11 protein-coding genes and 1 pseudogene are annotated in these 16131 nt (G+C 45.0%); 8 read left to right on the forward strand and 4 right to left on the reverse strand.

The features are described 5' to 3' along the window. The first annotated feature begins 37 nt into the window (after window positions 1–37). The 5 genes from CXF82_RS17415 to CXF82_RS17435 all read left to right on the forward strand — a co-directional run bounded on the left by CXF82_RS17415 (window position 38) and on the right by CXF82_RS17435 (window position 7915). Window positions 38–706 carry a hypothetical protein gene (locus CXF82_RS17415; RefSeq protein ID WP_102044655.1) on the forward strand — a complete coding sequence of 223 codons (669 nt, stop codon included), beginning with the start codon at window positions 38–40 and terminating at the stop codon, window positions 704–706. Between the two features lie 225 nt (window positions 707–931). Beyond that, window positions 932–1405, forward strand: coding sequence for a DNA polymerase III subunit chi (locus CXF82_RS17420; protein WP_101091798.1), 474 nt, complete (start codon window positions 932–934; stop codon window positions 1403–1405). Window positions 1406–1431: 26 nt separating this feature from the next. Beyond that, window positions 1432–4347 (forward strand): valine--tRNA ligase, encoded by a 2916-nt coding sequence (locus CXF82_RS17425; protein ID WP_102038081.1) that lies wholly within the window; start codon window positions 1432–1434, stop codon window positions 4345–4347. 243 nt (window positions 4348–4590) lie between these two features. Then, window positions 4591–7560, forward strand: coding sequence for an ImpA family metalloprotease (locus CXF82_RS17430; protein WP_102044656.1), 2970 nt, complete (start codon window positions 4591–4593; stop codon window positions 7558–7560). A 190-nt stretch (window positions 7561–7750) separates the two neighbouring features. Next, a complete protein-coding gene (locus CXF82_RS17435; RefSeq protein WP_101091795.1) occupies window positions 7751–7915 on the forward strand; it encodes a YqaE/Pmp3 family membrane protein in 165 nt (54 codons plus the stop codon). A gap of 57 nt (window positions 7916–7972) precedes the next feature. Here CXF82_RS17435 and CXF82_RS17440 read toward each other — a convergent pair whose 3' ends face one another. Further along, window positions 7973–8875, reverse strand: coding sequence for a LysR family transcriptional regulator (locus tag CXF82_RS17440; RefSeq protein WP_102044657.1), 903 nt, complete (start codon window positions 8873–8875; stop codon window positions 7973–7975). A 141-nt stretch (window positions 8876–9016) separates the two neighbouring features. Between CXF82_RS17440 and CXF82_RS17445 the strand changes: the two genes are divergently transcribed. The 3 genes from CXF82_RS17445 (at window position 9017) to CXF82_RS17455 (ending at window position 11966) form a co-directional block, all read left to right on the forward strand. Then, a complete protein-coding gene (locus CXF82_RS17445; RefSeq protein WP_101091810.1) occupies window positions 9017–9442 on the forward strand; it encodes a CidA/LrgA family protein in 426 nt (141 codons plus the stop codon). Further along, the gene (locus tag CXF82_RS17450) at window positions 9439–10128 is read left to right on the forward strand and encodes an LrgB family protein (RefSeq protein ID WP_101091793.1); all 690 of its coding nucleotides are present in this window, start codon (window positions 9439–9441) and stop codon (window positions 10126–10128) included. Before CXF82_RS17445 ends, CXF82_RS17450 begins: the two co-directional genes overlap by 4 nt. Window positions 10129–10433: 305 nt before the next feature. Continuing rightward, on the forward strand, window positions 10434–11966 hold the full coding sequence (locus CXF82_RS17455; RefSeq protein ID WP_101091792.1) for an MFS transporter: 1533 nt from the start codon (window positions 10434–10436) through the stop codon (window positions 11964–11966). A 74-nt stretch (window positions 11967–12040) separates the two neighbouring features. Here CXF82_RS17455 and CXF82_RS17460 read toward each other — a convergent pair whose 3' ends face one another. The 3 genes and pseudogenes from CXF82_RS17460 to CXF82_RS22385 form a co-directional block, all read right to left on the reverse strand. Beyond that, the gene (locus tag CXF82_RS17460; protein WP_101091791.1) at window positions 12041–12667 is read right to left on the reverse strand and encodes an acetate uptake transporter; all 627 of its coding nucleotides are present in this window, start codon (window positions 12665–12667) and stop codon (window positions 12041–12043) included. Window positions 12668–13195: 528 nt separating this feature from the next. Continuing rightward, on the reverse strand, window positions 13196–15595 hold the full coding sequence (locus CXF82_RS17465) for an OmcA/MtrC family decaheme c-type cytochrome (RefSeq protein ID WP_180961226.1): 2400 nt from the start codon (window positions 15593–15595) through the stop codon (window positions 13196–13198). Between the two features lie 178 nt (window positions 15596–15773). Continuing rightward, window positions 15774–16131: pseudogene (locus CXF82_RS22385) on the reverse strand (LysR family transcriptional regulator); the annotation flags it as partial.

The raw sequence follows: 16131 nt of genomic DNA on the forward strand, positions 1-16131 counted from the left end.
ATGTTACTTTTTGTTTTTTCATTTACAGCAACGGCTTATGTTTGACGAATTTAAAGTTCAACTAACGACTTTCGACTGGAATGGTGTTTCTGGCTTAACCAATATTTTAATGGTTATTCTGACAGGTCTACTACTTTACGGCCTGAAGCAAGGTTCTAACAATATCAAGGAATCTTCGTTATCACGAGATGCTGATATTCTTCGCTGGGCGATGGCTGAAATGGATCTGCTAAAACCAGCAATCCGTGTTTTAACAAATGCACACAAAAGTCGCCCCTATTGTAATTGCCCCGGGGAGCACATAAGGCACTACGACTGTAGCTGGAATACTGAAGAGTTGGCAGCAGCACAAGAGGTCAGTGTAAAGCTGCAACGTATAGGATATATGGCCTTACATAATTTGATTTCAAGAAACCACTTTATGAATATTTGGGGGCCAATGTATCTATCCACTTGGTACTCTTTAGAAGCATGGGTTAAACACAAAAGGCTTGATTTGGATGAACCTTTAACTATAGAGAGTGGCGCATATTCACGTATTTACTTAGAGCAGTTTGCTCATTATTGTGAAGAAAACATGCCTGATGTTCTAGTGAACAACGAGCGTAGAAGGTTTAACTTACCCACTATCGCCATTCATAAAAAGAAACCAAGACTAAAAGCCTCCAAAGTGTTCAAACCTAAGAAAGAAAAACTTGATATTTAGCACTAAAAAATTCAGCTTTTCTTTATATAAACGCTTTAATCGTTTTTAGACACTGCTCCTAATTCATAGCTCAAGTAAACCTTAAGAAATAATAGCCACACTTAAAACCTCAGTCCCTGTAAAAAGGGGCTGATCTCTAACCTAGTTTTAGTGTAAAATCCTCTCTTTCGTCAGTCCAAAAGCCAAGTTGCTTAGACCTTAAGAATTTGACCCTAAGAATAAACGATGTCACAGACTCTGTTTTATCTCATGCCTAAAGGCAGTCATACGCAGCGCCATGCTCAATTTTCAGCGTTAGAGCAGGTGCATATTTTTGCGTGTGAGTTGGCTCAACAGGCGTTTGTAAACCAACAGTGGGTCTACATTCATTGCACTGACAAAGATCAGGCTTATGCCATTGATGAACTTTTATGGCAGTTTGAACCGCAATCTTTCGTGCCGCATAACCTTAAAGGTGAAGGGCCGGCAGGTGGCGCCCCAGTTGAAATAGGCTTTGATAGGCTTGGGGCCAATAAAAATCGCCATGTTCTGATTAATCTTGCAGACCAAGTACCGCAATTTGCAGTAAACTTTGGTCAGATTATCGACTTCGTTGCCAACGATGATAGCCATAAAGCGATCGCACGCGATCGCTATCGGCAATATCGCACTCTTGGGATAGCACTAACGACCCAAGACTTGAGCAATACAACCAATTAATTTTAGTTTGAGATAAGTACGCTCCCATGGAAAAAACATATAACCCGCAGTCTATCGAACAATCTCTTTACCAAAACTGGGAAGAGAAAGGTTACTTCAAGCCACACGGCGACGAGTCTCAAGGCAACTATTGCATCATGATCCCGCCACCAAACGTGACGGGTAGCTTGCATATGGGCCATGCTTTCCAAGATACCATTATGGATACCTTGACTCGTTATCAACGTATGAAGGGCAAAAATACCCTTTGGCAGGTCGGTACTGACCATGCTGGTATTGCAACGCAGATGTTGGTTGAGCGTAAAATTGCTGCAGAAGAAGGGCTAAATCGTCATGATTTAGGTCGCGAAAACTTTATCGATCGTATCTGGGACTGGAAGAAAGAGTCTGGTGGCACCATCACTAAACAGCTACGTCGTCTTGGCGCGTCTGTTGATTGGGAACGCGAGCGTTTCACCATGGATGACGGTATGTCTGAAGCGGTACAAGAAGTGTTTGTCCGCCTGTTTGAAGATGACATGATTTATCGTGGTAAGCGTTTGGTCAACTGGGATCCAACCCTGCACACTGCGATTTCAGATTTAGAAGTTGAGAACAAAGAAAAACAAGGCAGCATGTGGCATTTCCGCTACCCGCTCGCCCAAGGCGCATTAACTAGCGATGGCAAAGATTACTTAGAGATCGCCACGACGCGTCCTGAGACCATGCTAGGTGATAGTGCCGTTGCCGTACATCCAGATGATGAACGTTATGCCTCTTTAGTCGGTAAGTTTATTCACCTGCCGATTGTTAACCGTCTTATCCCAATCGTTGCTGACGATTATGTCGATATGGAATTCGGTACCGGCTGTGTGAAAATCACCCCTGCACATGACTTTAACGATTATGAAGTCGGTAAGCGTCACGAACTGCCAATGTACAACATTTTGACCTTTGACGCGGCTATCCGCTCAAGCGCTGAAATTGTTAACACTGACGGTACGGCTAACACTGAATTAGACAATAGTCTGCCTGAGCGTTATGCCGGTCTTGACCGTTTTGAAGCACGTAAAGCGGTTGTGGCTGAGCTTGATACCTTGGGTCTGTTGGGCAAGATTGACCCACACGCATTAAAAGTGCCTTATGGCGACCGTTCTGGCGTTGTTATTGAGCCACTATTAACAGACCAATGGTATGTGTCTGTTGCGCCTATGGCTAAAACAGCGATGGAAGCAGTTGATAACGGCGACATTAAGTTTGTGCCACAGCAATACGAGAATATGTACAACTCGTGGATGCGTGACCTTAACGACTGGTGTATTTCACGTCAGCTTTGGTGGGGACACAGAATTCCAGCTTGGTATGACGAAGCGGGCAAAGTCTACGTTGGCCGTGACGAAGCCGAAGTACGCACTAAATACAAACTTGACGATGCAATGGTACTGCGCCAAGACAATGATGTACTTGATACTTGGTTTAGCTCGGCATTGTGGACCTTCTCTACTTTGGGTTGGCCAAAAGATACCGCTGAACTTAAAGCCTTCCACCCCACAGATGTGTTGGTGACGGGTTTTGACATCATCTTCTTCTGGGTTGCCCGTATGATCATGATGACCATGCATTTCATCAAAGATGAAAACGGTAAGCCACAGGTGCCTTTTAAAACGGTTTACGTGACCGGACTTATCCGTGATGAAGTCGGTAATAAGATGTCTAAATCTAAGGGTAACGTACTTGACCCATTAGACATGATTGACGGTATCGATCTTGAATCGTTAGTGACAAAACGTACTGGCAATATGATGCAGCCTAAAATGGCCGCTAAAATTGAGAAAAGTACCCGCAAAGAATTTAGCGAAGGTATCGAAGCACATGGTACTGATGCACTGCGCTTTACCTTAGCGTCTATGGCGTCAACCGGCCGTGATATTAGCTGGGATATGAAGCGCCTAGACGGTTACCGCAGCTTCTGTAACAAGATCTGGAACGCATCACGCTACGTACTGATGAACACTGAAGTACAAACAGAAGATGCTGATGACGATGCTATTGGTGAAGCGTTAGATTGTGGTCAACTGCTGGTTGATGGCAAGCCGGGTGCAATGGAACTGTCGATTGCTGATCGCTGGATTATCGGTTTGTTCAATGAAACCGTTAAGGCTTACCACGAGCACATGGCTAACTACCGTTTCGACCTTGCGGCTAACACTATCTATGAGTTCACTTGGAACCAGTTCTGTGATTGGTACTTGGAACTGACTAAGCCTGTTATGCAAAGTGGTACTGACGCGCAGCTTCGTGGTACTCGCCACACGCTTGTGACGGTACTTGAGCAGATGCAGCGCCTAATGCACCCTATGATGCCTTACATTACCGAGACTATCTGGCTGCGCGTTAAGCCGCTAGCCGGTGTTGAAGGTGACACCTTGATGTTGGCTGCGTTCCCTGAATATCAGGCAGACAAAGTTGACGCCGTGGCGATGGAAGATCTTGAGTGGGTTAAGCAAGTGATTACCGCAGTGCGTAACATTCGCGCCGAGCTAAACATTGCCCCATCAAAGCCACTTAATGCCCTACTTCGCGGTGTGAGTGAGCAAGATAAGGCGCGTTTAGAGGCCAACCAAACCTTCTTCAAGACCCTAGCTAAGCTTGAGTCTATGACGATTCTAGCGGACGGTGAAACTGCGCCAATGTCGACCACTCAGCTTGTGGGTAACATGGAGCTGTTGATCCCAATGGCTGGCTTAATCGATGTGGCTAAAGAAGTGGCACGTATCGATAAGTTACTTGAAAAAGCCGCTGGCGAATTCAAACGCATTGAAGGCAAGCTATCGAACCAAGGTTTTGTGGCTAAAGCCCCTGCTGCCGTGATTGAAAAAGAGCGTGCCAAGCAAGCTGAATATCAACGTGATATTGAAAAGCTAACCGAGCAGAAAGCCGAACTGGCTAAGCTAGAAGGTTAAGCTTACATCGTTACGCTAACGTTTTAGCTAATTGCTAACGCGAGCAAAAATAAGGCAACCTTCGGGTTGCCTTATTTATTTCCAGCCATAAAACCGCGCTAGCCGGTACATATACCCATTGCACTTTGCCAATATTCCACCACCAGCCAAAAAATTGACTTAACTATTGTTTTTATTGATTATTTTGCATTGAAAATCATTTTAATAGACAATGTAGCAAAATGGTTATGGAGTGTTAAATAAATGAAGTATTGGCTGTTATCTAGTTGCATAGTACTGGGCTTGTCCGCTTGTGGTGGTGCTGAAGATTCAGACCCAATAGATAATGGCAGCGGTACGACTCCCCCGCCAACCGTGCTAGCTCCAGAGGTTGAGTTAGGTGACCCGATCACCGCTTGGAATGACAAACACCTGTCGGTGACTGCGGATGTGACCGTTCATGCAACGGGCAATGCTTCATTTGTTTGGTCGCAAACCGCTGGCCCAGAGATCCAACTGATCAATGGCGAAATTAATGGTGTGGTGCTTGATGCCAGCAATCTTAGCCAAGACGGCAAAATCACCTTATCACTCAGTGTGACAGACAGCAGTCATCAAACCACAATCGATACGGTCGATATTCTATTAAACGATAAAATTAGCGCTGCAATGCAAACAGGCGATGCCAGCATCTCGGTAGGGTTAGAGCCTGAAATCGTCAAGCGTGGTCTTGAGCATATTACGCACTATCGCCAAGAGGGTGCTGAGCTTTTGCAGAGCATTTATCTTAATGACGCGGTGCTGTATGACCAAGGTCGTCATTCACAGATGATCCAACTCTCTGGTGCTGAACATGCTTATCCACAAACAAAAGCTTTCGCGTTGGTAACAGGTAATAAAGGCTTAACCTTTGCTGCCACTAGCGACAAAGCGGGCCAACGTAACGCCGCCTTCGGCACCGATATTATCTCGAGTTTGCAGCAAGGCAATAACGCCCAATTTGAGCCCAGCTTTAAACGTCTTTTAGGCTGGATGCTAGCTCAAGATCAAACCCAATTAGCCACCGCAAAACAGGTACGACTGTTTTTAATGAATGGCAGTACGGTTAACCGTATTACCGATTGGGTATCAAACCAATATCCCGATTGGCAAGTCAGTACCTGCAGTGACGAAGCCACACTGGGCAGCTGTTTAAGCGAGGCGCAATTAGTGATCAGCGGATCTGCGGAGCTATTCTCGATAGATACTGTAGCGCCACTCATCGCGCAGATCCAAAGCGCGAAGCAACCTCTGCTGTATATGCACCTTCATAGCTGGAATAGTGTGCCGTTAACGCAAACGGTGTTAAACCCTATGGGATTCTCGATGCAGGGACCGGGTGGCCCTGGTAACTACTTTGCCCAAGATAAAGCGGATTGGTCGTCAGTCAATGCCATGCTGAAAGACCATAGTGCACTGCAAAGCGAGCAGCTTTGGTTAAGCTTATTTGATAGCGGTAATATCGACTTTACCCTAGCGAATTGCGCCAGCAGCTGCGATGACAACTTTAGTAACGATTACCAAAGTGCACTTAAGCAAATTAAGCAAAACATTCAGGCCTTCGATAGCGCTAAGCAGGATATTTTTGGTCTGTCAGATCATAAGCTATATAAATTATTAACCCTATTAGGCGATGGTTATCGTCACTCTATTCAGTACCCGATGGATGTCAGTAGCACTGATAACTTAAATTACCTTAAAGCTTATTATGCAGACCATAGTGTTTATCATTTCAGAGAGTTCAACCTACTGCCTAATGACTTAGGCAATTTTAGTCGCACCGACTTTAGCCATATCACTGCCGTCGATATGAACGTCGCCATTAACAGTAAAAAAGGCTTCCGCTCCGCGGGCGTGTATGCGCTGCCAGGGCAAACCGTTAAGGTCACTCGTACTGATAACAGTAAGGTTCGCACCTGGGTATTTATCAATACTCAGCGCTCAGGTTCGACCCATGAATTTGCCGTTAATGGTTATAACCGCCCTAAATACCTGCAATCGAGTCGTATAGAAGTCAAAGCCGGCGAAACCATTAAACTCACTAGCCCCTATGGTGGTCCGCTACAGGTGCAGTTTGATCAAACTGACCTAGCGGTTGCTTTGGCATTTGAGCACATTGGCCAACATCCCTATTGGCGTAAAGGCAAAAACAGCGAAAAGTTTATGCAGGACTTAGCCGCTGAACAGTATGATTGGGCGGAGCTTGCAACGGAACATTTTGAAGTGCATTCACGCCTCGACAAGATGCAAAAAACCATGAGTCACGAGCCGCTGTGGGATACACCTGAAAAGATGGAAATCGCCATCATGACGCAGGTACACAACTACCCACATCTACTCGCAGGCTTTAAAGGGCCATTCATTGATGAAGTGGCAGAGATCAGCAATTTTGCCGCCAGCCAAGGCTGGGAGATTGATAGTATTGATACGGTGAAACACATGAATGCCGACCAACCCACCTGCGGCTCAGGTTGCTCAGGTAACCCCTATGATGCCAGTTGGTCGTTTAGTCCAACGGGACATGGCGATATTCATGAACTTGGCCATGGACTTGAAAAAGGACGTTTACGTTTTGATGGCCATGAAGGTCATGCATCCACTAACCCATACTCTTACTACAGTAAATCTCGCGCTTATACTGAGCTTGGCAAACTCCCCTCTTGCCAAGGTCTCAACATCGATGACGAGTTTGCGGTATTACAGGCAAGTGTTAATCAACCCGATCCATTCGTATACATGCAAGATGCCAAGCTCACTAGTTGGTCAAACGGCATGGCGACCATGTTACAAATGATGGTCGCAGCACAAAAGCATGCGGCGCTTGAAAATGGCTGGCACCTATTAGCAAGATTACACATATTACTCAGGGAATTTGAGCGCGCTAAAGGCTCAGATGAACTTTGGCAGCAAAAGCGCAGTCAACTTGGCTTTAGTCAATTTAGCCTCGAAGCGGCAAAAACGATCACTAATAATGATTTTTTGATGATCGCTATGAGCTATTCAACCAAACTCGACTATCGTGATATGTATCAAATGTGGGGACTGGCAACCACTCAGGCTGCTAAAGACCAACTGGCGCTGCTCGGTTATCCTATGATTGAGAAGCAAGTATATGTTTATGCACCAGGTGACTACTGCTTGAGCTTAGATCTGCAATCAATTCCAGTCGATGGCCAGCAAGCTTGGCCATTGTAGGTTGGGGAAGTTGCTAGATTTGAGAATGAGCTAAATTCTAGACTGTTGCCAGTGGCTTATTGGTTAAGCGCTGGCATGACGTTTACATAATCACTAATTTAGATTAAGTTTATAGTAGTAGTTATGAAGAGCCGAATGTCGTCATTATCGAGCTAATACAACGAGCTAATACTTTTAAGGAAAATACGCTATGGATGCCAACAAGCTGTTACTTATTATTCTTGCAATTTTATTACCGCCAGTTGCCGTATTTCTAAAAAATGGCGTAGGCAAAGACTTAGTGATCAATATCATTCTGTGTTTACTGTTCTTCATCCCTGGCGTGCTACACGCGCTGTGGGTTGTCACCAAATAGCGTCATTCATGATGCACTATTATGGTGCTCAGCGATGACGTTCAACGACGAATAGTATTAAGCTTTTTTATTGTCTGCAATAAGTTGCAACTTTACTATTTGAATCATCGCTTTTGCTGCAAAAGAGAGCGTCTGCTGTTTACGCCAAAATAGTGATAACTCCCAGCGGAGATCACGACTGGCCAGTGGCACGTTAACGACCGCATCGACTCGATAACGCTCAGCAATGATCTGTGGCAGCAACATCACTCCCGTCCCTGCCGCCACCAGCGCAATACCAAAATCAGCATGACTGACCCGGGTTATTTCAGTCGGAGCAAAGCCCACTTTTTCGCAAGCACTTAACACAAATTCATAGAGTGTGTATTCACGCTCAAACATCACTTGGGCTTGATCGCGTAGATCGTTAAGCTGTAGCTGTTTTTTTGAAGCCAAAGGGTGGCTCTTTGGTACTACCACCACCATTGGCTCGTTGCGAATGCGTAGCCCGTCAAACTCATCGTCAAAATCAATGATCCCTGTCGCTAGCTCAATGTCATCTTTTTTGAGTGCGGCGGTTTGCTCTATGCCACCGCGAACCAGCAACTGCATCTCTATTTTGGGATAGTCCTGTCTAAATTTAGCGATTGCTGGTGCGAACAGCTCTGCGCTGCCCAATGGGGCTAAGCCTAATCTTAATGTGCCTCCCGTCAGATTACGCAAACCATCAAGCTCCGCCAGCATACGTTGCCGACCACTGAGAAGCTGCTCAGCATGACGGTAAACCACTTGCCCTGCGGCGGTAAGCTTAACTTGAGTGCCACGCTTTCCTCGTTCCAACAACACCATTTGCAACTCTTCTTCGAGCAACCTTATCGCCTTTGATAGTGCCGGTTGTGTCAAAAATACGGTTTTACTGGCCTTAGAAAAACCACCAGCGTTAACGACTTCAACAAAGTAGTACAGCGTTTTCAGATCCATTTAGATAACCAATAGTTATAGATTCCATTCATAATATTCATTTTTTCTATTCATTAAGCAAGCGTAAACTGACGTTATCGAAGTAAAGCGACCCCTATAGGAATCAACATGGCGGCGAAGGAAGGCTCAATGGCTCTATATATGCTCAGTAAACAAAGCCAGAAAATGCCGCTATTTTTGCAACGTTTTTTACAGATAGTGCTGTTTTGCGCTTTCGCTTGGGCCTGCCAAGTTATTGCCAAGGATATTAATTCCCCCTTACCTGGCAGCGTCATTGGGCTTGGAGTGTTACTCGCGCTACTGTCATTAAAATGGGTGCCAGAGCAAACGGTGAGTATGGGAGCGGCTTGGTTGATAGGTGATCTGCTGTTGTTTTTTATCCCTCCAGTCGTCGCGGTGATCAAGTATCAAGCGTTACTTGAACATTTTGGGATGGTATTAATCAGCTCCATGCTAGTGGCTAGCACCATCGTATTGCTCGGCACTGCCTTTACGGTTGACCGATTGTTTAAGTTCGAACGAAAGCATAGATTAAAGGTGCTATTAAGCCAAGGGGGCAACCAGTGACTCCATCACTCTGGGGAGTCTTCTGTTTTGTGCTAACGCTATTCGGTTACTACAGCAGTAAAGCACTCTATCGCCGTCATAAAAAAGTGTGGTTTGCGCCCATTGTTATCGCACCACTTATCATCTTATTTGTGGTCATTACCTTGAACATCCCGTTGGCGGACTATTTTAAATACACCCATTGGCTAGCTGCACTATTAGCCCCTGCAACGATTGCCTTTGCAGTGCCCATTTATCGTGAACGCGCATTGATAAAACAATACCCAATTACCTTAAGTGTCGGCGTGTTAGTTGGACTGCTCCTCGGTATTGGGTCCTCTTGGTTGGTTGGCTACTTCACATCAATGCCCGCTGAATTATCTAATAGCCTAATGGTGCGTTCGGTTTCAACACCTTTTGCCATTGTTGCAACCTCCTCCTTTGGCGGCGTACCTGAACTCACTGCAATGCTAGTGTTAATCACGGGAGTAATGGGAATGCTTATTTGTGAACCTTTGTTTAAAGTCGCTAAGATCCGTAGTTCCGTGGCAAAGGGAGTTGCGCTAGGGGCTTCCGCTCATGGTGCCGGCGCAGCAAAAGCCAGTGAGATAGGCAGACAAGAAGGCGTCATCGCCAGTTTAACCATGATTTTCACCGGTATTGCGATGGTGATTATGGCGCCTGCATTTGCTTACATCATCAATTAAACCGCTTTTCCATAGCAAGGTTTTGTGCCAATACTATTGAGCCTGCACGCAAAACCGTTCGAATAGTGACCTCCTCTTAATCAAGCCCAGTCTGAACTTGATGCCAAAGCCCTGAGTTATTCTCAAACTTCCATTAACGCATTGGTGTTTGTCATCAAATTAGGTAAAGTGTTTACCGCAATCACAAGCTTGCAGCGTTTTGGCAAAGAACATTACCTTCATCTCACCCAAAACCAACATAAAAATGCTTCTTAAAAACGAAAGCAATAATAAATATAAATAATTAAAACAATTAAAGGAAAGTTATGAGCGAGTCAAAAGATGCTTACGCAGATAACGACCTACGGGAAGTAAAACAGCTGGGAATGTGGGCCTCGATTGCCAGCTTGAGTTATATATTTTGGATTGTCGGCGGCATGGAACTGGTCGAGCGTATTGCCTATTACGGCGTAAAAGCCAGTGCAGGCCTTTACGCTAAAGCACCAGTATCGAATGGCGGCCTAGGCATTAGCTTAAGTGACTACGGTATTATTATCGGTATCTGGGCGATGATGCAGACCTTCGTTCCAGTATTCACTGGCGGCATTTCAGACCGTGTTGGTTACAAAGAAACGATCTTCGCTTCAACGCTAATCAAGATCTCTGGCTACTTGGTGATGGCGTTTTTCCCGAGTTTCTATGGTTTCCTTTTTGGCGCCATTCTCCTGGCCGCTGGAACCGGGGTATTTAAGCCCGGTATTCAAGGCACACTCGTGCTCTCCACTGGGCGACAGAACACCTCGATGGCTTGGGGTATTTTCTACCAAGTCGTTAATATCGGTGGTTTCTTAGGACCGTTAGTTGCCGTGCATATGCGTCAACTCTCTTGGGACTATGTATTCTTTGCCTGCGCCGCGATTATTTCTTTTAACTTTCTATTTTTACTCGCCTATAAAGAGCCTGGTAAAGAGGAGCGTTTAGAGCGTAATCGTAAGATTAAATCTGGTGAAATTAAACAAGTAGCACTGTGGCGTGATGCGCTACACGAGCTGAAAAAGCCAATCGTAATCTACTACATGTTAGTGTTTGCAGGCTTTTGGTTCCTGTTTAACTCCTTGTTTGATGTATTACCTATTCACATTGCTGAATGGGTCGATACCAGTGTGATTGTGACCTCACTATTTGGTCCAGAAGGCACCACAAATGGGTTTTTCCAGTTCTGGCTTGGCCTAGATAATACCGGTACTAAGGTGATGCCTGAAGGCATGCTTAACCTTAACGCGGGTATGATCATGACCACCTGCTTCTTAGTGGCGGCGTTAACCGCAAAGTACCGGATCACCTCGGCGATGTTAGGCGGGTGTTTACTGAGTATTTTGGCCTTCGTTCTCGTTGGTGCTACCAATGCCGCTTGGATGATCGTATTCGCTATCGCGATGTTCTCCTTCGGCGAAATGATGATTAGCCCGAAGAAAAATGAGTTTATGGGCAACATTGCCCCTGAAGGCAAAAAAGCCATGTATCTTGGTTTTGTGATGCTGCCGCAAGGCATTGGTTGGACGCTTGAAGGTTTCTTTGGCCCTAAGCTCTATGAGATGTATGCCTCGAAAGAGATCTTCTCGCGGGAGTTATTGGTAGATCGTGGCATGAGTGCCAGTGATGTTAGTGCTATACCTCTGGGCGAGGCATTTTCAACCTTAGTCACTTATACTGGTGAGCCGGCGCAGCAGCTAACGACATTGCTTTATAACACCCATAACATCGGCATGGCGTGGTACATCATCGCCGCCATCGGGTCTATTTCAGCCATTGGTATTTACCTTTACGGTAAGTGGTTGTTTAAGCTTCAACAACGCTAACCCCGTTTCATAACGAAAAAAAGCTGACATACTTGTCAGCTTTTTTGTTATCTACAGCCGTAAAACGCGAACGGTTATGCGGCTTTTAAAACAGGTTTTGCATCAACAACCGTCTGTACGCTTGCTGAAAATCTGGCCTTACCGACTGGTAAAATCACGCGGTTATACTCTGCGTTAAGCACTTGAGCCATACCAAAGTAGATAGCGCTTAGACCACAGAAAATACCTTCAAAGCCTGCAATCGTGCCGATAAGTGCGTTGCCAGTAAAGTCACGCGCTGCTAATAAGAAGAATAATATCGTCAGTGAACCAAATACAATCTGTTTGGCCAGCGGGTAACGCATTGAACCGATAAACATAAAGCCAGTGAACGTGCCCCACAACGCTAAGTACCAACCCATAAATCCTGCTGGACTCGCCGCGAAGCCCATTTTAGGCATCACAATAAGCCCAACCAAGGTTAACCAGAACAAACCATAAGAGGTAAATGCCGTGGTACCAAAGGTGTCACCCCGTTTGAAACACATCATGCCTACGAGTACTTGCCCAATACCGCCATAAAATATGCCCATCGCTAGGATCATTGAATCCATCGGAAAGAAGCCTGCGTTGTGAATATTAAGCAAAATGGTGGTCATACCGAAGCCCACTAAGCCAAGTGGAGCAGGATTTGCCAAAGAATTTGTAAGCTGTGTAGACATTGAGTTCCCCTACAGGAAGTGATCAATTAGATGTGTAGCGGTTACGCTCTACCGCACTAGATTAACAATGGTTAATCTTAGCGCCGCGGATTTTAGTTAAAGCACACGCAGCAAGCAAATGAGTGGTGTTGATAATCACGATAAGAGAATGGTTCAAAAAATAGCGATTAAATATTATTATCAAACACTTAACCTAAAAAACTAAAGATTGTAATAACCACCATCCGCAACCAGCATCAAGATCACACTTCCTGCCATTACTTGCTACTCCTCACGCTTATTCAGCATTATCACTTTAGCAATTGCTAAAACGGCTAAGCGATACTGTTGAATAATTGCACTCGGTCACAAACTCGGACATTGGTTCATTTTTATTAAAAATAACCAACCAACAGGGTCATTACACGCTAAACAAAAAAATAAACCCCAAAATCATCGCAAAAAAAGGGGAGCCCGAAGGCTCCCAAGAGGTTCAATGACTATGAGAAGCAGGGATCCCATAGCAGGTGAAACTTTTATAATTTTAAGTTAGTGAGCACCTCCCATATGCATCTTGTCGATACCATAAGTCTTACCTTCAGCGTGACACGTTGCACAAGATTCAACAGGTACTAAGTTAGCATCTCTAACTTCATCACCCCATACAGTCGCACCATTACTCTTGAAGTGAGCTAAGGCTGCAGCACCTGAGTGAGCATGGCAACTACGACAAGCTTCAGCAACCGGTGAGATATACTCAACCGTTGCACCGTAATTATCAGTTGTCGCAATCGCTTCTCTGCCCGATGTTAGACCACCGTTAGCAGCAAAGAATGGCATTGCATCGCCTTCAGAATTTTCATCTTTATGGCACGCTTGGCAGTCTGTTTTAGGTGCTGGATAGTTAACCCAAGTCTCACCATCTGTACCTAAGTAGATCCCACCACCTGTGTTACCAGCAAACATACCACTGTGGAAGCGGTGAGCAACGGTAACGAGGTCTCTGTTGTAATACTCCAAACCTTCCATAACTTCAAATGTCGGTTCACCATCTGCATCTACACCAGATTGCTTATAAACATCAGCATGATATGAACCCGCGTAGCTGTTGTTATGACAATCAGCACACTGAGTAAAGTCAGTTACACCATGGTTAGGTGATTTGATGTGCGATAAGTTGCCATGACAAGCATTACACTTGGCTTCATCAGCTGTTGTGCGGTCATTTCCAGCCTGCGTTGGAGACATATAGTCCGTAAGTTTAGAACTTACGAAGCGGAGGTTATCTTCAGTCTGTACACCTTTAACGGCTGTAGCTTCAAACTTGAAGAACTTAGTGACGATGTTAGCCGGAATAGCGACATCACATGCACCACTATCGGTACCAGCTCCTTCGGTTAGCTTAGTGTTTTCAATAATCTTGCTCGTGCTGGTATCGCCACACATATTCATTTCAGAAGAAACAGACAGTGTTTTGCCATCTAGCTGACCAGCAGTAATTGCTTTCGTTAAGGTTAACTTGCCGCCTTGAACAACGAATTCATCAGCGTTATCTTTAGTGTTAATACTAAGCCCGCGAACATAATCGCCATTCGCATCAAGAGTACCGATTAAAATATCATCACCAGACTGATATTTGTTCAGATACTCTTTTAAATCTGTACCATCGATAGCGACTTCACCATTAAGCTGTACATCAATGACAACGGTTAATAGATCAGCAGCAACGTCGGCTGACATCACATCTAACACTAGACCGGTTTCAAAAGCAGCTCGGCGATCGACACTATGAGCTTGCATTGGGCTTAGGCTACCTGCGCCATGACAACCAGAACAAGCCGCATCACTCTCAGGCACAATACCTCTGTGACCATCACCTGTAGCTAAGTCAACATCAGTATGGCAAGACACACAGGCTTCAGCATAGACATTGTCATTCCACTGAGTACCGTTGTCATGACAAGTGGTACATTCGTTTAGCTCTGATGGGAAACCAATTTGTTCCCATCCTTCAGCTTTAGCGTCACCAACGAGATCAAGATGATGACCTGCGTGGATGGTGTGGATCATTGCGTTCCAATTAGGATTAAAGCCTTTTTCGGCGTCATTCTGATCAGCTGCGTATGCCGGATTATGACAAGCAACGCAATTTTCTACTTTTTGATAGTTATGGTGAGCACCAATATTGGCGATACGGATGTCAGTAACGGCGTAACCGTCTTTGCTACTATGACACTTGATACAAGCGGCATTAGAGACTGAATCTTTTACTGATACCGCAAGCTCACCCGTTGCAGGAATAAAATCGACAGGCGTAGACAGTAGTTTGTCAGAGATGCCGGCCCCTGAGCTATCAGAGACATTATAGGTACGCACCATGACGCGGAATAGGTTATTAGCATCGCCTTCGGCGAGTACGACTGGCGCATTACCATCATGCTCCCAAGTACCTGTGTAAGCGCCTGGGTTAGCTTCATCTTCAACCAAAGTACAGGCATCTACTTCTGCGCCACCACGAGCCGTTGCTTTACCCGTTAGCGTACAATACATACTTGAGCCAAACTCGTTAGCCAGTGCATTGTTTTGCCACAATACTGGTGCGCCAGTATCAGTGGTGTTAGCAGCCTGGTTCATTACATATAGCGCAACTTTTTCTAGCCCAGTAAAGGGAACCGCTTCGCCTTTGCTGTTTTTACCTGTTGCGGTAAATTTAATAGTGAAGGCGTCAGTACCCACGACTACGATATCTGCTGGTGCTACTGTAAGTACGAAATCAGCGGCACTACTAACGGTATCAACCGTTATGCCTGCTGGTGTGCCTGGGGTACCAGGAGTGCCCGGTGCGCCTGGTGCACCGTCTTGGCCATCATCACCATCTCCACAACCAGTCAAGCCGATGGCAGCTATCAATGCCATCGCCAATAAAGACTTCTTATGTGTTCTCATCATTTTATCCCTTTATAGGTATTATTTTGCTGCATACGCAGTAAATCAAATATAAAAGAAACCGACTATTTCGACACCAATTTGTATCAAAGATGTGACTAAAAATTAAAGATTCAGTTAATGGAATTTCAATTACTGAAATTGGTAATACCAGTAATTGAAATTAGAGGCGGGAAATAAATTAATTAGATTGGAGTAAACCCTGTACCAACTCAACGACCAATGTTCTTCTCTCTTGCGTATACCTTCTATTTTTAAGTTCTTTTTCAATAAGATAGTATTTTGGAGATAACATATCGCCATGCAACAGCGCGACTTGTTCACGAGGTAAAGCTTCGGTTCTTAAAGACGGAATGTGATTACACTCATCAGCTTCTACCGCAGGCAGGAAAGCTAAGCTTCCCATCGTCATCAAATGACAAAACCATGCCTCACGACTCGTGACTTTTTCAACACTTTCAAGCTCTATTTGCGCATTACGACAATACATTTCCAGCGGATCAATCTTGTCATTAAACCCTTTACTTTCTAGGTATAAA

Origin of the sequence: Shewanella sp. GutDb-MelDb, from assembly GCF_002836075.1 — a bacterium.
Taxonomy (GTDB): Bacteria; Pseudomonadota; Gammaproteobacteria; order Enterobacterales; family Shewanellaceae; genus Shewanella.